Source organism: Ollibium composti (genome assembly GCF_004801285.1).
GTDB lineage: Bacteria > Pseudomonadota > Alphaproteobacteria > Rhizobiales > Rhizobiaceae > Mesorhizobium > Mesorhizobium composti.
On the sequence record NZ_SSNY01000007.1, the window covers coordinates 198,159 to 221,761 of the forward strand.

The window sequence follows — 23,603 nt, forward strand, 5'->3', positions numbered from 1 at the left end:
AACGACCATGAAAGAACGCCTCTACCTGTTCGACACCACCTTGCGCGACGGCCAGCAGACGCCGGGCATCGACTTTTCCGTCGAGGACAAGGCTGCAATCGCCCGGCTGCTGGACGACTTCGGCATGGACTATGTCGAGGGCGGCTATCCGGGCGCCAACCCGACGGACACGGCCTTCTTTTCTGAGAAGCGGACGCGGGCGGCGAAGTTCGTCGCCTTCGGGATGACCAAGCGCGTCGGCGTCTCGGCCTCCAACGATCCGGGCATCGCCGCCCTGATGCAGGCGAGGTCGGATGCCGTCTGCTACGTCGCCAAGAGCTGGGACTACCATGTGCGCGTGGCGCTGGGCTGCACGGAGGAAGAGAACCTCGATGCCATCCGCGCTTCCGTCGAGGCGGCCCGCGCGGCGGGCAAGGAGCCGATGGTCGATTGCGAGCACTTCTTCGACGGCTTCAAGGCTAACCCCGCCTATGCGCTGGCCTGCGCCAGGGCAGCCTTTGAGGCCGGAGCGCGTTGGGTGGTGCTGTGCGACACCAACGGCGGCACGCAGCCCGCCGAGATCCGCGCCATCGTCGGCAAGGTGATCGCCGCCGGCATTCCGGGCGAGAATCTTGGCATCCACGCTCATGACGACACCGGCCAGGCGGTCGCCAATTCGCTGGCTGCGGCCGAGGCCGGCGTGCGCCAGATTCAGGGTACGCTGAACGGCATCGGCGAGCGCTGCGGCAACGCCAACCTTATCACGCTCATTCCGACGCTGATGCTGAAACCCGCTTATGCCGAGCGCTTCGAGCTCGGCATTTCGGCCGAGCAGCTTGCCGGCATATCGCGCCTTTCCCGCGCCTTCGACGAACTGCTCAACCGCGCGCCGGAGCCGCAGGCGCCCTATGTCGGGGTCTCGGCCTTCGCCACCAAGGCGGGCATCCATGCCTCGGCGCTGGCCAAGGATCCGGCGACTTACGAGCATGTGCCGCCCGAGACGGTCGGCAACCGCCGCCGCGTCATGGTGTCGGACCAGGGCGGTAAGGCCAATTTCCTCGCCGAACTGAAGCGGCGCGGCATCGACGTGCCGAAGGATGACCATCGGCTGGACGCGCTGGTCGCCGTCGTCAAGGAGCGCGAGGCTGAAGGCTACGCCTATGAAGGCGCCGACGCCTCCTTCGAACTGCTGGCGCGCAAGATGCTGTCGGGCATCCCGGAATTCTTCGCCGTCACCTCCTTCCGCTGCATGGTCGAGCGCCGCTTCGACGCCAACGGGCATGTGAAAACCGTCTCGGAAGCCATCGTGAAGCTGCTGGTCGACGGCGAGGAAAGGATGTCGGTGGCGGAAGGCCATGGCCCGGTCAATGCGCTGGACGTCGCCTTGCGCAAGGACCTCGGCCGCTATCAGGCCGAGATCGCCGACCTCGAGCTCGCCGACTATAAGGTGCGTATCCTCAACGGCGGCACCGAGGCGATCACCCGCGTGCTGATCGAATCGCACGACGGCACCGGCGCGCGCTGGTGGACGGTCGGCGTCTCCGACAACATCATCGACGCTTCGTTCCAGGCGCTGATGGATTCCATCGTCTACAAGCTGATGAAGAATCGCGAGATGGCCGGGCTGGTGGCGGCGGAGTAGGGCCGTGGCGTCGGCATTCCCCTCCCCCTTGAGGGGAGGGTGGCCCGCGTAGCGGGTCGGGAGGGGTCGCCTCAACTGTTCCGACGCTATGAAGCCCTCGCTCTATGGTCAACGACCCCTCCCACCGCCCTGCGGGCGGCGTCCTTCGGACCCCCTCAAGGGGGAGGGGGAAGGCGGCGCACTTCTTCGTTGCCACGCCCGGATTTTCATCCGTCTGGCCATTGTCAAAGAACTGACCTCGGTGGGCTGAGGTCGGGAAGCGGGCGCGGGGGCCGTGCCTGCTAAGTTAAGTAATGGCGCGGCATCCCGCGCCCGCCGGTGTCTTGCCTCCCCGAGGGTCGCTGCCGCCTTTCGGGCGGCCCGCTGGCTCGGTCGAGGCCCGGACTTGGGGGCTCGTCACCCAGCCGCCTACCGCAGACGACCAGCCCGGCACCGTCCCCTGCCACAAGCGCCCGGTTCGCGACCCGCGTTCCCGCACAGGAGATGACGAGGAGTATGGAGCGGACGAAAAGGACGGGGATAGATTTCGGGAAGATTTTTCGCAGAGAGAAGCGCGGCGCGGGCGTCCCCCTCTCCCCGTTCACGGGGAGAGGGTAAGGGTGAGGGGCGGTGCCAACATTGCAGATGGCATGGGCTATCGCATATGGCGCTCCCCCTCTCCGTCTTGCTTCGCAAGCCACCTCTCCCCCACTTCGTGAGGGGAGAGGATGGGCACCAAGGTTGCAGCCGGCGTATCCTCTCCACCGAAACGGGGGGAGAGGTGGCGCGCCCGTAGGGCGCGACGGAGAGGGGGTAACGCGCCTATGCGATTGCCCTGCCGCAAACGGGGAGAGGAATCTCACCCATCGCCAAAAATCCATTGAGCCATCAGAAATTTGCGATGGTATCGGTGCCGGCTCTGGGCCATAGGGTTGGGCCATGACCGCACAGGCATTTTCCGCAGACACCGACAACGGCGCCCGCCGGGGCTTCGTGCTGGCCCTCGCGGCCTATTTCCTATGGGGCCTGCTGCCCTTCTTCATGAAGGCGGTGGCCCATCTGCCGCTGGCGGAAGTGGTCGCCCACCGCATCATCTGGTCGGTGCCGATCGCCGCCGCCGTGCTGGTCTGGCTCGGCCGGACGGCCGATTTCAAGGCGGCGCTCAGGTCGCCGCGCATGCTGGGCATGGCGGCCCTGACGGCGGCGCTGATCACCATCAACTGGAGCATTTACGTCTGGGCGATCGCGGTGGACCGCACCGTCGAGACCGCGCTCGGCTACTACATCAATCCGCTCGTCAGCGTCTCGGTCGGCGCCATCTTCCTCGGCGAGCGGCTGAGCCGGCTGCAGGTCGTTGCCGTCGGGCTGGCGACGGTCGCCGTGGTCGTGCTGACGATCGACAGCGGCACGCTGCCCTGGGTGTCGCTGGCGCTGGCTTTCTCCTTCGCCGCCTACGGCTTCTTCCGCAAGACACTGCCCATCGGTCCGAGCCAGGGCTTCCTGCTCGAAGTGCTGATCCTGTCGATCCCGGCGCTCGGCTATATCCTCTATCTCGCCGCGACGGGGCAGGGCCATTTCGCCACGGGCGCCTGGCAGGATACCGCGCTGCTCCTGTGCTGCGGCCCGATCACGGCGGTGCCGCTGCTGATGTTCGCCTTCGGCGCCAAGCTGCTCAGGCTGTCCACCATCGGCATCATGCAATACATCGCGCCGACCATGGTGTTCCTCATCGCCGTGCTGATCTTCCATGAGCCGTTCGGCATGACCCAGGCCATCGCTTTCGCCCTGATCTGGGCGGCGCTCGCCATCTATTCCTGGCCGATGCTGACCGCACTGGCGGGCGCGTCGCGCGGGTCGGCCTCCGGCACAACGTCCGGCACGACGCATTGACGTTGCCTCCACATCGTCTAGGCTCTCGCTTCCGAGGCGGCCGGCAAGAGCCGCATGCAACGACGGTTGGGAGTGAAGCGGCATGATCCTGACGGCATCGCTGCTTGCCGGTCTGGCTTTTGCCTGGCTGCTGATCGGGGTGATCGAGAAGATCCGGCTCGGAATCACCTTGCCGCAGGCGATTCTCTATGTTCCGCTCAAGCTCGCCTGGCGCGTCGGCGACCGGCGCATGGCACTTGCGCGCGATGCATCGGCGCCGGTGATCTATATCGTCACGCACCGTTCGCGCATCGATCCCGCCCTGATGCTGTCGCTGCTGCCGCACGACACCTTGCATATCCTCGACGAGAAATCGGCCGCCTCGACCTGGCTGGAGCCGTGGCGCGAACTCGCTCGCACCATCGCCTTCAACGCCGAGCACGTCTTCGTCAGCCGCCGGCTTGTGCGTGTCCTGAAGGGCAGGGGGCGGCTCGCCGTCTATATGCCCGAAGCCGTCGAGCCGGACGTCAAGTCGTTCCGGCTCTACCGCGCCGTCACCCGCATCGCCATGCAGGCGGAGGCCCGCATCGTGCCGATCTTCGTCGGCGGCGCGAATGCGCTGCCCTTCGCCCTGAACCCGGCGAAGGGCCTGCGTCGCCGCTGGTTCCCGCGCCTTTCGATCAGCGTGCTGGAAGCGAAGACGGTGGACGAACTGGTGGCGCTGAACGGCGACGGTTCGGCAAGCACCAGCAACGCCGTGTTCGACCGCCTGGCCGAGGCGCGCCTTGCCGCCGCCGACCTCGACCGCGGGCTGTTCCTGGCGATGCGCGATGCCGCGGACCGTGTCGGTCCTTCGCACCCGATCGTGGAAGACGTCGTTTCGGGCGCGTTGAGCTATCGCAGGCTGTTCACCAGCGCGCGCGTTCTGGGTTCGCGCTTCGAGAAGGCGACGGCGCCCGGCGAGGCGGTCGGCGTGCTCCTGCCCAACACCAATGGCCTCGTGCTCTCGCTGCTCGGCCTGTGGTCGGCAGGCCGCGTGGCGGCGATGGTCAATTACACGGCGGGGCCGGCGAGCGTCACGGCGGCGGTCCGCACCGCCGTGATCCGCAAGGTGGTTTCCTCGCGCGCCTTCATCGAGAAGGCCGATCTCGGCGATATCGTCAAAGCGATCGAAGCCGGCGGCGCCGAGTTCCTCTGGCTGGAAGACCTGCGCGCCGGTGTCGGCACGTTGGAAAAGCTGTCCGCCGCGCTTCTGTGGCGCCGGCCCTTGCAGCGGCAGGATGCGGGCAAGCCGGCGGTCATCCTGTTCACCTCCGGCTCGGAAGGCTCGCCGAAGGCGGTGGTACTGTCGCACCGCAGCCTGCTTGCCAACGCCATGCAGGCCGAGGCACGCATTTCCATTTCGCCGGCCGATGCGCTGCTCAACGTGTTGCCCGCTTTCCATTCCTTCGGCCTGACCGGCGGCACCATCCTGCCGCTGGTGACGGGCGTAAAGCTGTTCCTCTATCCCTCGCCGCTGCACTACAAGCTGATCCCCGAGATCGCCCGCAAGGTGAAGCCGACCATCATGTTCGGCACCGACACCTTCCTCGCCAACTATGCGCGCACGGCCGGGGAAGGCGACTTCTCCAGCCTGCGCTTCGTCGTCGCCGGTGCCGAGGCGGTGAAGCCGGAAACGCGAAAGGTCTGGCGCGAGCGCTTCGGCGCCGAGATCATCGAAGGGTTCGGCCTGACGGAAGCCGCCCCCGTCGTCGCCGTCAACACCGCCATACACGGCCGCGACGGTACGGTCGGTCGCCTGCTGCCGGGCATGCGCATGCGGCTGGAGCCGGTCGAGGGCATCGCCGAGGGCGGGCGCCTCTGGCTTGCCGGCCCGAATATGATGATGGGCTATATGAGCGGCGACCGGCCGGGCGAATTGCAGCCGCTGACGGACGGCTGGCATGACACCGGCGATATCGTCTCCGTCGACCGCGACGGCTTCCTCACCATTCGCGGCCGCGCCAGGCGCTTCGCCAAGATCGCCGGCGAGATGGTGTCGCTGGGCGCGGTCGAGATGCTGGTGCAGGCGCTGTGGCCGGAGGAGCGGCATGCCGTCGTCTCGGTGCCGGACAAGCGGCGCGGCGAGCGCATCGTACTGGTGACGACCGCGCGCAGTGCCGATCCGGAGGAATTGCGCAAGTTCGGCAAGGCGCATGGCGCGGCCGAGCTGATGGTGCCGGGCGATATCGTCAAGGTGGACGAGATTCCAGTCCTCGGCTCCGGCAAGACCGATTATGTGGCCGCACGCGGGCTGGCGATCAGCCGGCTCGGCCTCGGCGAGGCGGCCTGAAGCTAGTCGCGCGAGCCTTCGTCGACGTCGGGCGGCAGGATGGCCTCGCCCTCCTTCTTGGCGCGGCGGGAATAGGCGAGCACGCTGAACGGCAGGAAGATGAGGTAGGCGACCACCGAGGCGGTGAGCGTGTACCACGGATAGCTGACCAGAAGCAGGATGTAGAGCGCGACCGCGAGGATGACCAGCAGCACCCGGTCGCCCGGGATCTTCAGGCTCTTGCCCGAATAGACCGGCAGCCGGCTGACCAAAAGGAAGGCGACCAGCACGGTAAACGCGGTGGCTGCGAAGGCGATCGGCCGCGTCGGCTCCAGGCCGAGGAAGGAGAGGTAGAGCGGCAGCATGACCAGCACGGCGCCCGCCGGCGCCGGCACGCCGACGAAATATTCGTTCTGCCAGGCCGGCCGGTCCTTCTGCTCGTCCAGCACGTTGAAGCGGGCGAGCCGCATGCCGCAGGCGATGGCGAACAGGAGTGCTGCGATCCAGCCGGGCGAGCCGGCGCGGTCGAGCAGGTAGGCGTAGAGCACCAGCGCCGGCGCCACCCCGAAATTGACGATGTCGGCGAGCGAATCCATCTGCGCGCCGAACTTGGAGGTGGCCTTGAGCAGCCGCGCCAAGCGTCCGTCGATGCCGTCGAGGAAGGCGGCGAGCAGCACCATTACCGTCGCCGTCTCGAAGCGGCCCTCGAAGCCGAAGCGGATGCCGGACAGGCCGGCGCAGATCGCCAGCACCGTCACCAGATTGGGGAACATCAGCCTGAGCGGAATCTCGCGGATGCGCGGCCCACCCTGGCCGTGCGGCTCGAAGCGCTTGAACGGCTTGTCCATCGGCGGGCTCAGGAAACGCGCACCAGCGGCGCGCCCTCGGCGCCGCCGAATTCGGCGATGACGGTCTCGCCACCGACGGCCGTCTGGCCGATGGCGACGCGCGGTGCTGCACCCGCCGGCAGGTAGACGTCGACGCGCGAGCCGAAGCGGATCAGGCCGAAGCGCTCGCCGATGGCCAGCGCGCCGCCTGTCTCGGCCCAGCAGACGATGCGGCGCGCCACCAGCCCGGCGATCTGCACTGCCACAACCGTGCCGTTGGGGCTGTCGATGACCAGGCCGTTGCGCTCGTTCTCGGTGCTCGCCTTGTCGAGTTCGGCATTGAGGAAGGCGCCGGGCCTATGCTCGATGCGGCTGACGCGGCCGCGCACCGGCGCGCGGTTCACATGGCAGGAGAACACGTTCATGAACACCGAGATGCGCGTCATCTCGGCACTGCCGAGGCCGAGTTCGCGCGGCGGCACGGCAGGCCCCACCGCCGAAACGATGCCGTCGGCCGGGCTGACGACCAGCCGGTCGTCCACCGGCGTCACCCGCTCGGGATCGCGGAAGAAATAGATGCACCAGGCGGTCAGTATGAGGCCGATCCAGAACAGGATCGAGGAAAAATAGCCGAGGACCAGCGTCACCACGGCGAAGCCGGCGATGAAGGGATAGCCCTCGCGGTGGATCGGAACGAGCGTGTTCTTGATCGTGTCGACAAGAGACATCGGGCTGGGGGCGGCTCCGTTTCAGGGTGCGGCCTGTCTATCGGAAACGCCTGCCCGCCGCAACGCGACAATCGGGCAGGGAGTCAGGGGGAAAGCGGCGCGCCGGGGATGTAGAGCGCGATCGGCCGGATTTCGTAGACGGCGGTGGGGTTGGCGCCGCGCAGTTGCCGCGCCATCTCGGCCGCCGCCTCGTCGTCGGCGCAATCCACTACGTAGAGGCCGAGCAACTGTTCCTTGGTTTCGGCGAACGGCCCGTCGAGCACGGTTCCCGCGCCGGGGCCGCGCAACGTGCGGGCGTCCACCGTCGGTCCGAGCCGCGCGGCCGGTCCCATGCGGCCTTCCCTGACCAGCCGGTCGTGCACCTTGAGCAGGTCGTCCATCAGGGCTGCGTCCTCGTCCGGCGTCCAGGATTCGACGACGCCTTCGGCATGGTAGGCGAGGATGGCGTAGAACATGCGGGTGATCCTCCGTCATTCGCGATGCGCGGCGCACCATACGGCAAACGGAGGCTATGCAACACCGCCTCAGTTCACCTCGGCCGTGCGCCGGCGCACGATAATGCCTTCCTTGTCGCTTTCGCGCGCGATGCGCAGCCGCTCCTCGGCTTCCGTGGCTTCGCGCTGGCGATCCCACATGGAGGCATAGAGCCCGTGTTCCCTGAGCAACGCGGCATGAGTTCCGCGTTCGGCGATGACCCCGTCCTTGAGCACGATGATCTCGTCGGCGGAGATGACGGTGGAGAGCCGGTGGGCGATGACGATGGTGGTGCGGTCGCGGCTGACCAGGTCGAGGGCTGCCTGGATTTCCTGCTCGGTGTGCGTGTCCAGCGCCGAGGTCGCCTCGTCGAGGATGAGGATCGGCGGCGCCTTCAGGATGGTGCGGGCGATGGCGACGCGCTGCTTCTCGCCGCCGGAAAGCTTCAGCCCGCGCTCGCCGACCAGGGCGCGGTAACCGTCTGGCAGATGCTCGATGAAGGGGCCGATCTGCGCCAGTTCCGCCGCCCGCTTCACCTCCTCCTCGCTGGCGCCCGGCCGGCCGTAGCGGATGTTGTAGGCGATCGTGTCGTTGAACAGCACCGTGTCCTGCGGCACCATGCCGATGGCGGCGCGCAGGCTCTCCTGCGTGACGTCGCGCACGTCCTGCCCGTCGACCAGAACGGCGCCCGACTGCACGTCGTAGAAGCGGAACAGCAGCCGTGAGATGGTCGACTTGCCCGCGCCCGACGGGCCGACGATGGCGACCGTCTTGCCCGCCGGCACGTCGAAGGAAATGCCCTTCAGGATCGGCCGGTTCGGGTCGTAGGCGAAATGCACGTCGCGGAACGCGACGCTGCCGACGCCGACCGCGAGGGGCTTCGCATCCAGCCTGTCGGTCACTTCCTGGCGCGCGTCGAGCAGGTCGAACAACTGCTCGATGTCGGTCAGGCCCTGGCGGATTTCGCGGTAGATGGAGCCGATGAAGTTCAACGGTACGGAAAGCTGGATCAGCATGGCGTTGACGAAGACGAAGTCGCCGACGGTCTGGCTGCCGTGCATCACCTCCCACGCCGACATGCACATGACGGTGGCGGTGCCGACGCCGAAGATCAGCCCCTGTCCGAAGTTCAGCCAGCCGAGCGAGGTCCAGATGCGGGTGGCGGCGATCTCGTAGCGCGCCATGGAGCGGTCGAAGCGCTCGGCTTCCATCGCCTCGTTGCCGAAATATTTCACCGTCTCGAAATTGAGCAGCGAATCGATCGCCTTGGTGTTGGCGTCGGTGTCGCTCTCGTTCATGTCGCGGCGGATGCCGATGCGCCAGTCGCTCGCCTTGACGGTGAACCACACATAGATGACGACCGTGACGGCGACGACGGCCACGTATTTCCAGCCGTAGGTGAAGGCGAAGATGGCGGCTGTCAGGGCGAACTCCAGCACAGTCGGCGCGGTGCTGAGCATGATGAAGCGCACGATCGTCTCGATGCCCTTGGTGCCGCGCTCGATGATGCGCGACAGGCCGCCGGTGCGGCGCTCGAGATGGAAGCGCAGCGAAAGCTGATGCATGTGTATGAAGGTGCGGCGGGCCAGCTGGCGCACCGCATGCTGGCCGACGCGAGCGAACAGCGCGTCACGAAGCTGGTTGAAGCCGACCTGGGTCAGCCGCATGAAATTGTATGCGATGACCAGCGCGATGGCGCCGGTGAGGAAAGCGGGCAGCGGCGGATTGTATTTGCCGGTGCCGGCCAGCGCGTCGGTCGCCCATTTGAAGAAATAGGGGCCCGCGACCAGCACCAGCTTGGCGACGATCAAAAGCAGCGTCGCCCAGGTGACGCGCCAGCGCAGGTCCGGCCGGTCTGACGGATACATGTAGGGCCAAAGATTGCGCAGCGTCTTCAGCGTGCCGGATTCGGCGGAAACGGTCTTGTCTGCCACTGGGGTCTGCCTTGTGGTTCGTTCAGGCCGGTCAGCAGCCGGCGCAGCAGTCTTCGGTTAGCCGGGCGAGCGAAGACGAAAGGTCTTTCAGGGCCGCCCGGTCGAGTTCGTAGCGCGAGCGCTGGCGGTCGGGGGAAAAGCGCACCAGCCCGGCTTCCACCAGCACCTTCAGGTGCTGCGAGACGGTCGACTGCGCAAGGTCGAGCCGGTCCACCACGTCGCGGCAGCAGCAGGCCGGCTGGCCGGCCAGATGCCGCACGATCTCGATGCGGGTGGGATGCGCCAGCGCCGCCAGCCCTTCGGCAAGCCGTCTGGACGCGGACGCGTTGCAGTCATCGTCTTCCAGGAGAGTTTCCATCGTTCATCGCCGATAAACGATGGAATGATTTTGCGCAAGAGGCGGAAGGAAGAAAACCTATTCCGTTTTTGCCGGCGCCGTCGTCATCTGGTCGCCCAGCACGGTCAGGTCGGCGGCTTCGCCCTCACGCGATTTCTCCGGCAGCTTGAACACCTGTCCGGGCCAGATCCTGTCGGGATCGCTGATCTGGTCCTGGTTGGCGAGATAGATGGTGGAATAGCGGATGCCGTGGCCGTAGACGCGGCGCGAGATGCGCCAGAGCGTGTCGTGCCGGCGGATGATGACGGCGCTGTCGGCGTGCTCGAGCTTCGGCGCGACCGTTTCGGGAACGGCGTCCGCGGACGGCGTGGCTGCGGCCACTTCGGCCGGCTTGCTCTCGCCCGCAGGGGCGGCTCCCGGCTGTACCGGCTGCTCGGCAGGCGCGACGGCTGCGATGGCCTCGCCCGGTTCGCGCTCGAACGGCACCGTGGCGCGGGCCACCACCTTGGCGCCGTCGGCGTCGAGCGCGTCGACGCGCACATTATAGGTGCCGACGGGCAGGTCGCGGCTGGCCTCGACCAGGAAATGGCCATCGGGCGAGGTGACGGCGTCGCCCAGCAGGATCTCGTTGGCGTAGGCGCGCACCTTGCGGCCGGCATCGGCGATGCCGGCGACGAAGACCTTGCCGCCGTCGATCTCCACGGCCTCGACCACGACTTTCGCCCCGGCTGCCGGAGCGGCAGGGGAGGCAGGTTGCGCCGGGGCGGGCGTCGCCTCGGCCGCGGCAGGCGCCGAGGCTGCTTCGGCAGGCTTGGATCCGGCAGGCGCCGCCTCCGCAGCTTTGGCCTCGGCTTCGGTCGCCGGCTTGGCTTCGGGCTTGGCGGCGGCGCCGGTCGGCTGGGAGGCCGCCTCCGCCGGCGCTTCCGGTTGCTTTGCGGGTGCGGGCATGCTCAGGAGCTCGGAGGGCTTGCCGGGCTCCTCGACCATCGCCAGGACCTGCCCGTCCGGCTTCTGCGGGATCGAGACGACCGCCGTCTGCTGCGACGTGGCGGTGACGTTGTCCGGCGTGGTGGACCGCAGGGTGATCTGGTAGTCGCCAGGCTTCAGCGGCGTATCGAGCACGATGGCGAAGGCGCCGTCCGCCCCGGCCTCGGCCGAACCGAGCACCGTATCGCCGTTCAGCGCCTCCACCCTGGCTTTCGGCGCGGCATTGCCGGCGATCACCACCGACCCATTCCCCTCGACGCGCACGACGTCGAAACTCGGCACGACGCCTTGCTCGGCCGGCGCCGTGGCGGCGGCGGGGTTGCCTGCCGGCGCCGGGGGCTGCGCTTCGGGCGCGGGTGTCGCGGCCGCGTCGGTCCCCTTGGCCGGAAGCCGGTCGGTCGTTCCGGGAGCCTTCGCCGTGTCGGCCGGCTCCAGCGCCGCGATCTGCGCCGGCGGAACGCTCTGGAAAAGCGGGTCGAGCGCACCCGACACGTAGGCCGTCCCGGCCACCGCGGCGACGCCGCCGCCGGCGAACAGGAAAGCCTTCAAAGGGTTGATTGCCATGTTGTTCTTGAGCCCCCTAATTACCCGAATCCCTAGCCCGTTTTTTCAGGGGCGACAAGAAAAAGCCAAGTCTGGCCTTGACCGCGCTCCCGCGTCCCATCACCAATCTTCGCCATGAACACGATTCGATCCGTCTGCGTTTACTGCGGCTCGTCTCCGGGCCGCGACGAAGCCTATCTCGAAGCCGGCCACCTGCTCGGACGCTCCATCGCCCGCGCCGGCCTCAGGCTGGTCTATGGCGGCGGCACCAAGGGCATCATGGGCGCCGTTGCCGATGGGACGCTCAAGGCCGGCGGCACCGTCATGGGCATCATCCCGCGCTTCCTGGTCACCAAGGAAGCCACCGAGGCGGCCCTGCAACGCCTCAACCAGCTCGTCATCACCGACAACATGCACGAGCGCAAGCACAGGATGTTCGAGGAATCCGACGCCTTTGTGGCGTTGCCGGGCGGTATCGGCACCGTCGAGGAGATCGTCGAGATCATGACCTGGGCTCAGCTCGGCCATCATCGCAAGCCGATCGTCTTCGCCAACGTCAAGGGATTCTGGAACCCGATGCTGGCGCTGATCGACCACATGGCGGGAGAAGGCTTCATCCACACCGCCCAGCGGGTGAAGCCGCTGGTTGTCGACGATCCTGGGGCGATCGTCGCCGCCGTCATGGCATCCGCCAGCGCCGACCAGACGCCGACCGGCGGCGAAAGCTCCGTCATCGACAAGATGTAAAGACTGCGGCCTTCGCCCAAAAGAAAAAGCCGGCTTTTAGGGCCGGCTTGTGGAGGGAGACGGGTCGAGGGGGTTTGGGGGGACTTGGGGATGACCCGTCGCCCCAATAATGCGCGGGCGCGGCGACGGTTCCACGAAGCCGTAAAAAAAAATTTCAGGCAACCGCCCGCCGCCGTGCCGCACGCCAGTCGTGGCCGGCATGGGCGAAGACCGCGAGCAGGACGACGCCACCGCCGACGAAACTTGCCGCCGGCGGCAGTTCCGCCAGGAACAGCCAGCCGAACAGGATGGCGAACGGCACCTCAGCTGAGCCGAGCAGGCCGGCTTCCGCCGCCGGCAGCAGGCGCGCGCCTTCCGTCCACAGCACTGAGGCAACGGCGAAGGAGGCGCCGAAGGCAGCCAGCAGCCATGCGTCGCGCACCGAGACGGCAAGCGGTTCGGCCACGAACCATCCGAGCGCGAACAGCAGCAGCCCCGAAACCGCGCCCGCCCACACCACCGGCGTGTCGCGGAACTTGCGGATCATGACCATGTAGAGCGCGCTGCCGAAGGTCATCAAAAGGGCGAGGCCGTCGCCGAGCGGCCGGCCGCTGCCGAGGCCGGCGGAGACGATCAACCCGACGCCCGACAGCGAAAGCACCGCCGCCAGCAGCGTTTTCATCCGCGCCCGCTCGCCGAGGATGAGCCAGCCGAGCAGGCCCGCGATGAAGGGGGCCGTGGCATAGATGATGGCGACGTTCGCCACATAGGTATTCTTGAAGGCAGCGATGAAGGCGATGCTGGCGGCCGCTCCGACCGCCGCCATCAGCCAGCCGCGCCAGCCGAGCCGTAACGGCTCGGGCGTCCGCTCTCGCCACCGGCGCCATGCGACGTAGAGGCCGATCAGCACGCCGCCGACCAGCCCGCGCCAGCAGGTGATGACCAGCGGATCGGCATGGATTGATTTCGTCAGGACGCCGGCAAGGCCGAAGACGGCCGCCGACGCGCTGACCAGCATGATGCCCAGCGCGCGTCCAGCCTCTGCATTCAGGTCATCCACCATCACCGCCTCCGTCTTCTTCGACCATATCGGACGGCTCTTGCCAGCCTGGTGACAGGAGCGGCGCAGCGCTCCAGGAAAATGCGTGATGTCGGCCCGTTGCCGACTGCCGTGGCGGGCGAGTACAATGAAGCGGCCGAAACGGGAGCCGCAAACATGGATGTCGCTGGCTTGAAAGCGATGCAGGCGCCTTTGAAAGACGCCTATCGCGAGGACGCTTCCCGCGCGCTGATCACGCTGCGGGCGAAAGGATCGATCGACGACAAGTCTATCTCTTGCAAGGTGGAAACGGGCAGGGCGCTCGCTGTCGCCGGACTGCATCCGGCGACCGGCGGTACGGGCCTGGAGCTCTGCTCCGGCGACATGCTGCTGGAGGCGTTGGTGGCCTGTGCGGGCGTGACGCTGAAGGCAGTGGCGACGGCGCTGGAATTTCGCCTCGGTTCAGCCGAGGTGGAGGCCGAAGGTGATCTCGACTTTCGCGGCACGCTGGGCGTGGCGAAGGACGCGCCCGTCGGCTTCCGGTCCATTCGCCTGGTCTTTCACCTTGACACGGACGAAACGCAGGAGCGCGTCGATACGCTCCTCAAGTTGACCGAGCGATACTGCGTCGTTTTCCAGACGCTCGCCTCCAGGCCGGAGCTTTCCGTCGCCGCGCGACGGTGAAGCTCGGCTCAGACAAGGCGACCTTATTCCTGCGGCGTGACCTGCGCGCCGCCGTCTTCGCTCATGTCGTCGGCATAGGGCGAGGCGCTCGGAATGCAGGACACCGACCAGCCGGCGGGCACCGGCTGCTTCTGGTATTCGGTGATTGCCGAGGTGCACTGGTCGCGCGTGTCGAAGGTCGAGGGCAGCACGACCATGCCGCCCTGTGGGCCGGCAACGACCAGGTACCAGACCAGCGCAATGGTGGATGACATGGGGATTCCTCACGGTTGGATGGGAGAGTCGCGCGGACTCTAGCAATTCTCGCGAGGCGGCGGAAGCGCGGCATTGGGCAGCGGTGCCGACCCGCCTGGAAGCGACCGCGCAGGACGCCTCCCTCAAGGCGAGGGCTCGGCACGCCATCGCCTTGAATAAAGGGCATTGGAAGGTCCCGGCCGGGCCTGTGCTCACTCCGCCGCGAAACAGTAGAACAGGCCGTCGCCGCCGGTGCCTTTCAGCGCCTCCTGGCTGCAGCCGCCGCGCGAGGCGTGCGACGAGTTCCACGATTTCGCGGCCGCCGAATCGTCCAGGCCGGTGCGATCCGAATGGCCCATCATCGCTGCCCCTTCGGCGCCGCTCATGGTCCAGTCGCCGCAGGTCTGGTCGGCGATGCGGGTGCCGTCGGGCTTGGAGCCGGTCAGGATATCGTGGCGGTTCGGCGTGTCGCCGCGACCGTTGATGACCTCGCCCTTTTCGTTGAGCGCCGTCTGCTTGGTCAGCTTGTTGGCGTCCGAATGCAGCGAAGCGACGTCGTCGGCGATCTTCTCGCCCTTGGCGTTGAACCACGGCCCCTTGCCGATGCGGTCCTTCGCGTCGGTGTCGCTGGTGGAAAGATAGGCGTGCCACGTCTTGCCCTTGACGCCGGCGGCTTCGGCCAGCGAGGCGCAATGGGCGTCCGCGCCTTGCAGGCCGCCGAGGTCGGCGCCCTTGCCGGAGCCTGCGCTGGTGACGAAGAAACTCATCGTCGCGTCCTGCGCAACGGCGGCGCCGCCGGTCGCGGCGAGGATGAGGGTGGTGGCGACAAGCAATCTGCGCATGGATTTCCTCCGCTGGTTGGATGACCGCTTAACGGAAACGCGGCACGGACCGGAATTATTCCCGATCGCCGTTGGATAGTACGGAGGTTTGACGGCCCGATGTCAGGCCGGCTGCTGGTACGACACCCAGCGATCGTGCTTGGCCTGATAGGTCTGGCCGGTGCGCGTCAGTTCCGGGCTCGCCATCGGCACGATGCGGGCGGCGATCTCGGAGGGGTGCGGCAGCGTCTCGGGATCTTCGCCGGGCACCGCCTGCGCCCGCATGGCGGTGCGGGTGGCGCCCGGATCGGCGGCGTTGACGCGCAGCGGGTAATTTTTCGTCTCGTCCGCCCAGGAGCGCATCATCGTCTCCACCGCTGCCTTGGAGGCCGCGTAGGGACCCCAGAAGGCGCGCGCCGAATGCGCGGCGTTGGACGACAGGATGATGGCGCGCCCGGCATCGGACAGGCGCAACAGCGGGTCGACCGAGCGGATCAGCCGCCATGTCGAGGTGACGTTGATCGCCATCACCTTCTCGAAGGTCTTCGCCTCGATATGGCCGAGCGGCGAGATGGTGCCGAGCACGCCGGCATTCGCCACGAGGATGTCGAGCTTGCCCCAGCGCTCGTGGATGGCGCCGCCCAGCCGGTCGATGCCCTCCATATCGGCAAGGTCGAGCGGCACCAGCGTCGCTTCGCCCTTGCCGGTGCGGGCATGCTCGGCCTTGATCTCGTCGTCCAGTTCCTCGAGCCCGCCGACGGTGCGCGCCACCGCGATCACATGCGCGCCGGCCGCCGCCATGTGCCTGGCGATGAAGTAGCCGATGCCGCGCGAGGCGCCGGTGACGACGGCGAGACGGCCGGTGAGATCGGGGATTGGGTCGGGCATGATATCCGCAAACGCTGTTTTGATGTGGGGTGCGTCCTTCGAGGCTCGCTTCGCTCGCACCTCAGGATGAGGAACGTTTGGCGCTAACCTCTTTTGGGGAGGGGCGTGGCACAACCTCCCTCATCCTGAGGTGCGAGCCCCCGGGTCTTGCCTTCGGCAAGCCTAAGGACAGGCTCCGCGAGCCTCGAAGGACGCACCGGAGTCACGATCCACCCACCGCCAGCAGCGACAGCGTGCGCACATTGTCGGAATGCTCGAAATCGGCGAGGCGCGTGGGATATTGGCCGGTGAAGCAGGCATCGCAGAATTGCGGGACTTCATCGTTGCGGGCGGCCTCGCCGACGGCGCGGTATAGCCCGTCGATGGTGAGGAAGCCCAGCGAATCGACGCGGATGAATTCCGCCATCTCCTCGACCGACATGCGGGAGGCCAGGAGCTTGGATTTCTCCGGCGTGTCGACGCCGTAGAAGCAGGATGCGCGGGTCGGCGGCGAGGCGATGCGCATGTGCACTTCCTTCGCACCGGCATCGCGCACCATCTGCACGATCTTCTGGCTGGTCGTGCCGCGCACGATGGAATCATCCACCAGCACCACGCGCTTGCCCTCGATCATCCTGCGGTTGGCGTTGTGCTTCAGCTTCACGCCCATATGGCGGATGGAATCGCCGGGCGAAATGAAGGTGCGCCCGACATAATGGTTGCGGATGATGCCGAGCTCAAAGGGCAAGCCCGCTTCCTGCGAAAAGCCTATTGCCGCCGGCGTGCCGGAATCCGGCACCGGCACGACGACATCGGCCTCGACGGGATTCTCCCGTGCCAGCTCCGCCCCGATACGCTTCCTCACGTCATAGACGTTGCGGCCCTCCACGCTGGAATCCGGCCGGGCGAAATAGACATATTCGAAGATGCAGAAGCGCGTCTTCTGCGGCTCGAACGGGAACAGGCTTTCGATGCCCTTCGAGGTGATGACGACCATCTCGCCCGGCTTGATGTCGCGCACGAAGCGGGCGCCGATGATGTCGAGCGCGCAGGTTTCGGAGGCGAGGATCCAGGCGCCGTCGAGGTCGCCCAGCACCAGCGGCCGGATGCCCAGCGGGTCGCGGCAGCCGATCATCTTCTTCGACGACAACGCCACCAGCGAGAAGGCGCCCTCGACCTGCCGCACCGCGTCGATGAAGCGGGCGTTGAGGTCGCGCTCCTTCGACATGGCGACGAGATGCAGGAGCGTCTCGGTGTCGGAGGTGGAGGAGAAGATCGCGCCCTGCTTCTGCAGCGTGCGCTGCACGGTCATGGCGTTGGTGAGGTTGCCGTTATGGGCGACGGCGAAGCCGCCGTCGGCGAGCTCGGCGAAGAAGGGCTGGATGTTGCGCAGGCCGGCGCCGCCGGTGGTGGCGTAGCGCGTATGACCGATGGCGCGGTTGCCGGGCAGCCGGTCGAGCACCGACTGCTTGGTGAAGGTGTCGCCGATCAGGCCGACATGCCGCTCGACGTGGAATTGCGCGCCGTCATAGGAGACGATGCCTGCCGCTTCCTGGCCACGATGTTGGAGGGCGTGCAGGCCCAGCGTGACGATGGCCGCCGCGTCCTGCCGACCGAAGATGCCGAACACGCCGCATTCGTCGTGGAAGTGATCGTCCGCCTCGGCCGAAAGTCCGTCGTCGGAAGGCACGTCGCCTGCGTCTGCCATGGGCCGGAAGCCTCTCATCCGCTAAAGCCGCGATATAGGCTCATGACGGCCGGAAAGCAACGCATGCTACACCGCACGACCGGACGGATCAATTGTTTGCCGGCGGTGCGTCGGCGGGTGCGCTGTCGTCCGGTCCGTCGGCCGGGGCGTTGCCCTGGTCGGCAGGTGCTGCCGCGGGCGGGCTGGCCGTATCGGCGCCCGGCGTGGCGGGTTCGTTGGGGCGCAGCTTCTTCAGGATAGCGTTTTCCGGGTCTTCCGGCAGCAGGGCCTCGATCCGGTTGCCGATGGATTCCAGCAGCGGCCGGGATTTGGCGTTGGCGATCCAGCCGGGCACCTTGTCGCCGGCCAGCCAGTTGAAGAACATCAGCGCCACGGCGACGACCAGGATGCCGCGCGCCGCGCCGTAGAGGAAGCCCAGCGTGCGGTCGAGCGCGCCGACCCTGGAATCGATGATCCAGTCGGCGATCTTCATGGTGATGACGGTCACCACGATCAGCGCGATGACGAAGACGATGCCGGCAGCCGCCGCCATCGCGATCTTCTCGTTGTCGATATAGGGCTGCACATAGGGGATGACGGGCTTGTAGAAGAAGAACGCCGCCGCAGCGGCCGCCGCCCACGAGGCGATGGAAAGGACCTCGCGCGACAGGCCGCGCACCATCGCAAGCATCGCCGAGACAAGGGTGAAGCCGACGAGGATTCCGTCAAGCAGCGTAATCGGCATGTGTTCCCAACTCCATGAGCCGTCAGTCGTCACCGGTGTCGCGGCTGCGGCGGGAGCCGGCGATGCGCGCCACAAGATCGGCAAGCTCGGTCGGTCGAAAAGCGCCGGCCCCTATTCCCCCGGCTATTTCCTCGCCGCCCTTGGCACTTCCCACGGGCAGGACCGCGCTTCCAAAACCCAGCTTTTCGGCCTCCTTGAGCCTCTGCTGCGCATGCGCAACCGGCCTCACGGCGCCCGAAAGGCTGATTTCGCCGAAATAGACGCAATCGGCGGGCAGGGCAAGCCCGGTGAGCGACGACACCAGCGCCGCCGCTACTGCCAGGTCCGCCGCCGGCTCGGAGATGCGGTAGCCGCCGGCGACGTTCAGGTAGACGTCGTGCTGGGAAAACCGCACGCCGCAATGGGCCTCCAGCACGGCGAGGATCATCGCCAGCCGCGCGCTGTCCCAGCCGACCACGGCCCGGCGCGGCGTGCCGAGCGGGGAGGGGGCGACGAGCGCCTGTATTTCCACCAGCACCGGCCGCGTGCCTTCCATGCCGGCGAAGACGGCCGCACCGGGCGCCTTGGCGTGGCGCTCGCCGAGGAACAGTTCCGAGGGATTGGCCACCTCGCGCAGGCCCTTGTCGGACATCTCGAAGACGCCGATCTCGTCGGTCGGCCCGAATCGGTTCTTCACTGTGCGCAGGATGCGGTAGTGGTGGCCGCCTTCGCCCTCGAAATAGAGCACGCCGTCGACCATGTGCTCGACCACGCGCGGGCCGGCGATCTGGCCTTCCTTGGTGACGTGCCCGACCAGAACGACGGCAGCACCTGTCGATTTGGCATAGCGGATCATCGCCTGGGCCGCGGCGCGCACCTGCGTGACGGTGCCCGGCGCCGAATCGGCGAGGTCGGTCCACAGCGTCTGGATCGAATCGAGGATGACGAGGTCCGGGCGCCGGCCCTCGCCGATAGTGGCCAATATGTCCTCGACATTGGTCTCGGCCGCCAGTTCGACCGGAGACGCGGCAGCGCCCAATCTCTGCGCGCGCAGCCTGATCTGGGCGACGGCCTCTTCGCCCGAAACGTAGACGATGCGGTGGCCCTGACGGGCCAGCGCCGCCGCCGCCTGGGTGAGCAGGGTCGATTTGCCGATGCCAGGGTCGCCGCCGACCAGCAGCGCCGAACCGCGCACGAAACCGCCGCCGGTGGCCCGGTCGAGCTCGCCGATGCCCGACGCGATGCGCGGCGCGTCCTCGATGTCGCCGTCGAGCGAGGTGAGTGCCACGGCGCGGGCCTTGCGCGAACTTTTCAGCGCCCCCGGACCGGAGCCTATGCCGCCGGCCGTGCCTTCCTCGACCAGCGTGTTCCACTCGCCGCAGGCCTCGCACTTGCCTGCCCAGCGCGAGGAGACGTTGCCGCAGGCCTGGCAGATGAACTGGGTACGGGACTTGGCCAACGGACTACTCGAACCGCTCCGGCAGGTGGCTGTCGTCGGCGAGATCGGAGAAGCGGGTGAACTCGCCTTGGAAAGCGAGGCCGACCGTGCCCGTCGGGCCGTGACGCTGCTTGGCGACGATGACCTCGGCCTTGCCGCGCGCCTCGTTCATGTCGGTTTCCCACTTGATGTGCTCTTCGGTGCCGAGCTTGGGCTCCTTGTTCTTCAGGTAATATTCCTCGCGGTAGACGAAGATCACCACATCGGCGTCCTGCTCGATGGAGCCCGATTCGCGCAGGTCCGAGAGCTGCGGGCGCTTGTCGTCGCGGCTTTCCACCTGACGCGACAGCTGCGACAACGCTATGATCGGCGTCGACAGCTCCTTGGCCAGCGCCTTCAGGCCGGTGGTGATCTCGGTGATTTCCTGCACGCGATTCTCGCTCGCGCGCTTGGACGAGCCGGTCATCAGCTGGATATAGTCGATGACGATGACGTCGAGCCCGCGCTGGCGCTTCAGTCGCCGGGCGCGCGCCGCCAGCTGGGCGATCGAGATGCCGCCGGTCTGGTCGATGTAGAGCGGCAGCTTCTGCATGGTCTGCGAGCAGGCCACCAGCTTCTCGAAGTCGTGCTCGGAGATCTCGCCGCGCCTGATCTTGGAGGAGGGGATTTCCGTCTGTTCGGAGATGATGCGGGTGGCAAGCTGCTCCGACGACATTTCCAGCGAGAAGAAGCCGACGACGCCGCCGTTCGCCGCCTTGAAGGTGCCGTCCGCCTGCTGGGCGGGCACATAGGCCTCGGCGATGTTGAAGGCGATGTTGGTGGCGAGCGAGGTCTTGCCCATGCCTGGACGGCCGGCGAGCACGATCAGGTCGGACGGCTGCAGGCCGCCCATGCGCGCGTCGAGGTCGCGCAGGCCGGTGGCGATGCCCGACAGGTGGCCGTCGCGCATATAGGCGGCGTTGGCCATGTCGACGGCGGTCTTGACGGCATCGGTGAAGCTCTCGAAGCCGCCGTCGTAGCGGCCTGTCTCGGCCAGTTCGAACAGCCGCCGCTCGGCGTCCTCGATCTGCTCGCGCGGCGCCATATCGACCGGCGCGTCGTAGGCGATGTTGACCATGTCCTCGCCGACGGTGATCAGCGCGCGCCGCGTGGCGAGGTCGTAGATGGCGCGGCCGTAGTCGGCGGCGTTGATGACGGTGACGGCCTCGGCGGCAAGGCGGGCGAGATACTGCGCCACCGTCATGTCGCCGACCTTCTCGTCGGCCGGCAGGAAGGTCTTGATCGTCACCGGATTGGCCATCTTGCCCATGCGGATCAGCTCGGCCGAAACCTCGAAGATTTTTCTGTGCAGCGGCTCGTAGAAATGGCTCGCCTTGAGGAAGTCAGAGACGCGGTAGAAGGCGTCGTTGTTGACCAGCATAGCGCCGAGCAGCGCCTGCTCGGCCTCGATGTTGTTCGGCGCCTCGCGATAGAGCGGCGTCTCCGCCGCCACCGTGCCGAACTTTCTTGCCGCTTCCGCCATGATATCCCCGATTCGATCCCGCCTGTCGGTATCAGAACAATGGCCGTTGCGCGCTGACCTGGGTGCATCACCGCCGATTCAACCGACGAACTTTCCCGTGATCCACAGGATGCCCGCGCCGTCCACAGGACTGAATTCCCGTAGCCGGATTCCTGTTGACTCGAATTTTTGGCAATCCTAGCGATTTTAAGGAACATATCAAGAACATATGCGGTGGGTTGACCACCCGGATCGCGGCTTCCAAGTTACGGTCGGGCGGGGCTTCAACCGGGAGCCCTCATATGAACAGGAATAGCATCGCCGCCTTTGTCTCTATCGCTATGCTCGCCGCGTTCGGCTTGGTGCCCGTCCGGGCCGCCGAGCCGACCGCCGCGCAACGCATGTCGGAAGCGGGGCCAGAACGGCAATCGTTGGAGAAACAGACGGGCACCTGGGACGTGGTCGCCAGCATCTGGCCGGCGCCGGGCGCCCAGCCGATCGTCAGCCGCGGCATCGTCGCCGAGCGCAAGATGATCGGCTCCATCCTGCAGGAGACGATGCATCCGGGGCCGGGCTCGCAGACGCCGGCCTTCACGCGGCTGGATTATCTCGATTTCGACCGCGTCGAGGGCCGCTGGAAATACGTGTCGATGGATACCCGCTTTCCGGTCAGCATCATGCCGGCAGCGAGTTTCGGTCCTGCTGAGCACGGCAGGATCGACGTCCACTTCACCCCGCAGGGTTTTGTCGGCTTCGGGCCGGAGGTCGAAGGCCGTTTCATGGTTTCCGACATGGCGATCTCCAGCCCGGACGCGGACCACGCGCTGAAGGAACAGCATGTCCTGATGGCCGACGGAACGGGCAAGAGCTGGCTGTTCGTGCGCTACGAATACACCCGCCGCCATTGATCGTGGAGCGGCGTCGCTGTTCTACAGCGCGTCGCCCCAATCGGCGCGCCGGGCCGTCTTAAAGGCAGCGCCGTCGCGCTTGGTGAACAGCCGCTCGGTGGCGTTGCCGTCCGGTTGGCACAGTTTCAGCGTCACCTTGCCGGAGCCGGTTTTCGGCGGTGCCAGCACGCGCGAACCGTGCTCAGGGGCGGGTTGGCGCGATGCGGCGAGATAGATGAACTTCTCGTCCTCCCACGGAACGTCCGCGTCCTTGGCGAGCCGATGCAGGCGCGAGCGCGCCACGCGACGCGAGAAATGGCACCAGTCGGGTGCGGCGAGCGGGCAGGGCTCGTGGTGAGGGCAGGGCGCCAGGATATGCGCGCCGGCGGCGATCAGCTGCGCGCGCGATTCCAGCATGCGCCGCCAGCCGGCCGGCGTGCCGGGTTCGACGATGAGCAGCGTGTCGGCGGTCAGCGCCCACAACCGCTCGACCAGTTTCGGCAGGGCGGGCGGCGGCAGTTCGTCGAGCACATAGGCGATTGCGACGAGGTCCGCCGGCTGGATGCCGGTCGGAAAAAGCGTCGCGTCGCCGGAAAGCCAGTCGCAGCGGACGGGCAGGGCGGCGGCAAGCGATTGGCCTGCCGTCCGCACCGGGGCGCTGGCTTCCAGTAGCACGGCATGGCCGAGCGCCGGCCACGCATCGGCGGCGGCCCATAGCATGGTTCCGGGACCGGCGCCGACATCGAGCAGGGTTTGTGGCGAAAAATCCGGGCGGGCGGTTTCCAGCGCCTCGATCGCCGCGCGCACGGCGGCGTAGGTCGCCGGCAACCGTTGCGCCAGATAGGCTTTCACGGCGAGGTCGTCCGCCATGTGCAGGCGTCCGTCGCGCACTTCCGCGCGGTAACGGTCCGACAGCGCCTTGCCGGCAGTCCTCAGCGCGGTAAGCGGCGTGCCCTCCAGCATCGCGTCCACGCCTTGCCTGAGCAGTGCCGGCAGTTCCACGGGTCAGGCTCCGCGTGGCGCCAGAAGGATGATCGAGGCTCCGGCAATGCAGACGGCGGCGCCGATCACGTCCCAGCGGTCCGGCCGCACGCCTTCGGCCAGCCACAGCCAGGCCAGCGAGGCGGCGATGTAGATGCCGCCATAGGTCGCATAGGAGCGGCCGGCGGCGTCCGCCGGCGTCAGCGCCAGCAGCCAGGCGAAGGCCAGCAGCGACAGCGTTCCCGGCACCAGCCAGGCGGCCGATTTGCCCAGCCGCCACCATGCCCAGAACGAGAAGCAGCCGGCGATTTCGGCAACCGCCGCCGCGATGTAGAGAAGATAGGCCATGAAACCCTGCCGGTATGACGGTCCCTTATTCGTCTCCCGGCAGGTAAAGGCAAGTG

Annotated in this window: 22 protein-coding genes; 6 read left to right on the forward strand and 16 right to left on the reverse strand. The window is 67.2% G+C overall.

Annotated elements, in window-relative coordinates; all coding sequences use genetic code 11:
• Positions 1-7 precede the first annotated feature (7 nt).
• The 3 genes from cimA (at position 8) to E6C48_RS13690 (ending at position 5,801) form a co-directional block, all read left to right on the forward strand.
• The gene (gene cimA / locus E6C48_RS13680) at positions 8-1,621 is read left to right on the forward strand and encodes a citramalate synthase (protein WP_136358079.1); all 1,614 of its coding nucleotides are present in this window, start codon (positions 8-10) and stop codon (positions 1,619-1,621) included.
• A 918-nt stretch (positions 1,622-2,539) separates the two neighbouring features.
• Positions 2,540-3,490, forward strand: a complete 951-nt coding sequence (rarD, locus tag E6C48_RS13685; RefSeq protein WP_136358081.1) for an EamA family transporter RarD — start codon at positions 2,540-2,542, stop codon at positions 3,488-3,490.
• 82 nt (positions 3,491-3,572) lie between these two features.
• Entirely contained in the window at positions 3,573-5,801 is a 2,229-nt protein-coding gene (locus E6C48_RS13690; RefSeq protein ID WP_136358083.1) for an AMP-binding protein, read from the forward strand.
• Between the two features lie 2 nt (positions 5,802-5,803).
• On the opposite strand, the gene pssA is transcribed toward E6C48_RS13690, so the two are convergent.
• The 6 genes from pssA to E6C48_RS13720 all read right to left on the reverse strand — a co-directional run bounded on the left by pssA (position 5,804) and on the right by E6C48_RS13720 (position 11,631).
• Complete coding sequence (pssA, locus tag E6C48_RS13695; RefSeq protein WP_136358085.1) at positions 5,804-6,628, reverse strand: CDP-diacylglycerol--serine O-phosphatidyltransferase; 825 nt, start codon at positions 6,626-6,628, stop codon at positions 5,804-5,806.
• 8 nt (positions 6,629-6,636) lie between these two features.
• Positions 6,637-7,335: a phosphatidylserine decarboxylase gene (locus E6C48_RS13700; protein WP_136358087.1), complete on the reverse strand. Its 699-nt coding sequence runs from the start codon at positions 7,333-7,335 to the stop codon at positions 6,637-6,639.
• A gap of 83 nt (positions 7,336-7,418) precedes the next feature.
• On the reverse strand, positions 7,419-7,790 hold the full coding sequence (locus tag E6C48_RS13705; protein WP_136358089.1) for a YciI family protein: 372 nt from the start codon (positions 7,788-7,790) through the stop codon (positions 7,419-7,421).
• A 69-nt stretch (positions 7,791-7,859) separates the two neighbouring features.
• Positions 7,860-9,743: an ABCB family ABC transporter ATP-binding protein/permease gene (locus E6C48_RS13710; protein WP_136358091.1), complete on the reverse strand. Its 1,884-nt coding sequence runs from the start codon at positions 9,741-9,743 to the stop codon at positions 7,860-7,862.
• A gap of 31 nt (positions 9,744-9,774) precedes the next feature.
• Entirely contained in the window at positions 9,775-10,101 is a 327-nt protein-coding gene (locus E6C48_RS13715; protein ID WP_136358093.1) for an ArsR/SmtB family transcription factor, read from the reverse strand.
• A 57-nt stretch (positions 10,102-10,158) separates the two neighbouring features.
• Entirely contained in the window at positions 10,159-11,631 is a 1,473-nt protein-coding gene (locus tag E6C48_RS13720) for a LysM peptidoglycan-binding domain-containing protein (RefSeq protein WP_136358095.1), read from the reverse strand.
• 114 nt (positions 11,632-11,745) lie between these two features.
• On the opposite strand from E6C48_RS13720, the gene E6C48_RS13725 reads away from it, so the two are divergent.
• The gene (locus E6C48_RS13725) at positions 11,746-12,357 is read left to right on the forward strand and encodes an LOG family protein (protein WP_136358097.1); all 612 of its coding nucleotides are present in this window, start codon (positions 11,746-11,748) and stop codon (positions 12,355-12,357) included.
• Between the two features lie 154 nt (positions 12,358-12,511).
• Here the strand turns inward: E6C48_RS13725 and E6C48_RS13730 are convergent, their stop codons facing one another.
• On the reverse strand, positions 12,512-13,399 hold the full coding sequence (locus E6C48_RS13730; protein WP_136358099.1) for a DMT family transporter: 888 nt from the start codon (positions 13,397-13,399) through the stop codon (positions 12,512-12,514).
• 153 nt (positions 13,400-13,552) lie between these two features.
• Between E6C48_RS13730 and E6C48_RS13735 the strand changes: the two genes are divergently transcribed.
• Positions 13,553-14,059, forward strand: coding sequence for an OsmC family protein (locus tag E6C48_RS13735; RefSeq protein WP_136358101.1), 507 nt, complete (start codon positions 13,553-13,555; stop codon positions 14,057-14,059).
• A 23-nt stretch (positions 14,060-14,082) separates the two neighbouring features.
• Here E6C48_RS13735 and E6C48_RS13740 read toward each other — a convergent pair whose 3' ends face one another.
• The 7 genes from E6C48_RS13740 to E6C48_RS13770 form a co-directional block, all read right to left on the reverse strand.
• Positions 14,083-14,313 (reverse strand): hypothetical protein, encoded by a 231-nt coding sequence (locus E6C48_RS13740; protein ID WP_136358103.1) that lies wholly within the window; start codon positions 14,311-14,313, stop codon positions 14,083-14,085.
• A gap of 192 nt (positions 14,314-14,505) precedes the next feature.
• A complete protein-coding gene (locus E6C48_RS13745) occupies positions 14,506-15,135 on the reverse strand; it encodes a hypothetical protein (RefSeq protein ID WP_136358105.1) in 630 nt (209 codons plus the stop codon).
• 102 nt (positions 15,136-15,237) lie between these two features.
• The gene (locus E6C48_RS13750) at positions 15,238-16,002 is read right to left on the reverse strand and encodes an SDR family NAD(P)-dependent oxidoreductase (RefSeq protein ID WP_136358107.1); all 765 of its coding nucleotides are present in this window, start codon (positions 16,000-16,002) and stop codon (positions 15,238-15,240) included.
• 202 nt (positions 16,003-16,204) lie between these two features.
• On the reverse strand, positions 16,205-17,689 hold the full coding sequence (purF, locus tag E6C48_RS13755) for an amidophosphoribosyltransferase (protein ID WP_136358109.1): 1,485 nt from the start codon (positions 17,687-17,689) through the stop codon (positions 16,205-16,207).
• An 88-nt stretch (positions 17,690-17,777) separates the two neighbouring features.
• A complete protein-coding gene (locus tag E6C48_RS13760; RefSeq protein ID WP_136358111.1) occupies positions 17,778-18,413 on the reverse strand; it encodes a CvpA family protein in 636 nt (211 codons plus the stop codon).
• A gap of 22 nt (positions 18,414-18,435) precedes the next feature.
• On the reverse strand, positions 18,436-19,851 hold the full coding sequence (gene radA / locus E6C48_RS13765; RefSeq protein ID WP_136358113.1) for a DNA repair protein RadA: 1,416 nt from the start codon (positions 19,849-19,851) through the stop codon (positions 18,436-18,438).
• A 4-nt stretch (positions 19,852-19,855) separates the two neighbouring features.
• Positions 19,856-21,352, reverse strand: a complete 1,497-nt coding sequence (locus E6C48_RS13770) for a replicative DNA helicase (RefSeq protein ID WP_136358115.1) — start codon at positions 21,350-21,352, stop codon at positions 19,856-19,858.
• A gap of 281 nt (positions 21,353-21,633) precedes the next feature.
• Here E6C48_RS13770 and E6C48_RS13775 point away from each other — a divergent pair, with 281 nt between their 5' ends.
• Complete coding sequence (locus tag E6C48_RS13775; protein ID WP_136358117.1) at positions 21,634-22,239, forward strand: DUF1579 family protein; 606 nt, start codon at positions 21,634-21,636, stop codon at positions 22,237-22,239.
• Positions 22,240-22,260: 21 nt separating this feature from the next.
• Here the strand turns inward: E6C48_RS13775 and E6C48_RS13780 are convergent, their stop codons facing one another.
• Positions 22,261-23,220, reverse strand: coding sequence for a small ribosomal subunit Rsm22 family protein (locus E6C48_RS13780; RefSeq protein WP_136358119.1), 960 nt, complete (start codon positions 23,218-23,220; stop codon positions 22,261-22,263).
• A 3-nt stretch (positions 23,221-23,223) separates the two neighbouring features.
• The gene (locus E6C48_RS13785) at positions 23,224-23,547 is read right to left on the reverse strand and encodes a YnfA family protein (RefSeq protein WP_136358121.1); all 324 of its coding nucleotides are present in this window, start codon (positions 23,545-23,547) and stop codon (positions 23,224-23,226) included.
• Between the last annotated feature and the right edge of the window lie 56 nt (positions 23,548-23,603).

Excerpts from the sequence above, each read along its gene's own strand:
- E6C48_RS13715 (WP_136358093.1), bottom strand. The coding sequence starts at position 10,101 with ATGGAAACTCTCCTGGAAGACGATGACTGCAACGCGTCCGCGTCCAGA.
- cimA (WP_136358079.1), top strand. The coding sequence starts at position 8 with ATGAAAGAACGCCTCTACCTGTTCGACACCACCTTGCGCGACGGCCAG.
- E6C48_RS13705 (WP_136358089.1), bottom strand. The coding sequence starts at position 7,790 with ATGTTCTACGCCATCCTCGCCTACCATGCCGAAGGCGTCGTCGAATCC.
- rarD (WP_136358081.1), top strand. The coding sequence starts at position 2,540 with ATGACCGCACAGGCATTTTCCGCAGACACCGACAACGGCGCCCGCCGG.
- E6C48_RS13785 (WP_136358121.1), bottom strand. The coding sequence starts at position 23,547 with ATGGCCTATCTTCTCTACATCGCGGCGGCGGTTGCCGAAATCGCCGGC.
- E6C48_RS13750 (WP_136358107.1), bottom strand. The coding sequence starts at position 16,002 with ATGCCCGACCCAATCCCCGATCTCACCGGCCGTCTCGCCGTCGTCACC.
- E6C48_RS13735 (WP_136358101.1), top strand. The coding sequence starts at position 13,553 with ATGGATGTCGCTGGCTTGAAAGCGATGCAGGCGCCTTTGAAAGACGCC.
- E6C48_RS13690 (WP_136358083.1), top strand. The coding sequence starts at position 3,573 with ATGATCCTGACGGCATCGCTGCTTGCCGGTCTGGCTTTTGCCTGGCTG.
- E6C48_RS13770 (WP_136358115.1), bottom strand. The coding sequence starts at position 21,352 with ATGGCGGAAGCGGCAAGAAAGTTCGGCACGGTGGCGGCGGAGACGCCG.
- E6C48_RS13740 (WP_136358103.1), bottom strand. The coding sequence starts at position 14,313 with ATGTCATCCACCATTGCGCTGGTCTGGTACCTGGTCGTTGCCGGCCCA.
- pssA (WP_136358085.1), bottom strand. The coding sequence starts at position 6,628 with ATGGACAAGCCGTTCAAGCGCTTCGAGCCGCACGGCCAGGGTGGGCCG.
- E6C48_RS13745 (WP_136358105.1), bottom strand. The coding sequence starts at position 15,135 with ATGCGCAGATTGCTTGTCGCCACCACCCTCATCCTCGCCGCGACCGGC.
- E6C48_RS13760 (WP_136358111.1), bottom strand. The coding sequence starts at position 18,413 with ATGCCGATTACGCTGCTTGACGGAATCCTCGTCGGCTTCACCCTTGTC.
- E6C48_RS13720 (WP_136358095.1), bottom strand. The coding sequence starts at position 11,631 with ATGGCAATCAACCCTTTGAAGGCTTTCCTGTTCGCCGGCGGCGGCGTC.
- E6C48_RS13730 (WP_136358099.1), bottom strand. The coding sequence starts at position 13,399 with ATGGTGGATGACCTGAATGCAGAGGCTGGACGCGCGCTGGGCATCATG.
- E6C48_RS13775 (WP_136358117.1), top strand. The coding sequence starts at position 21,634 with ATGAACAGGAATAGCATCGCCGCCTTTGTCTCTATCGCTATGCTCGCC.
- purF (WP_136358109.1), bottom strand. The coding sequence starts at position 17,689 with ATGGCAGACGCAGGCGACGTGCCTTCCGACGACGGACTTTCGGCCGAG.
- E6C48_RS13700 (WP_136358087.1), bottom strand. The coding sequence starts at position 7,335 with ATGTCTCTTGTCGACACGATCAAGAACACGCTCGTTCCGATCCACCGC.
- E6C48_RS13725 (WP_136358097.1), top strand. The coding sequence starts at position 11,746 with ATGAACACGATTCGATCCGTCTGCGTTTACTGCGGCTCGTCTCCGGGC.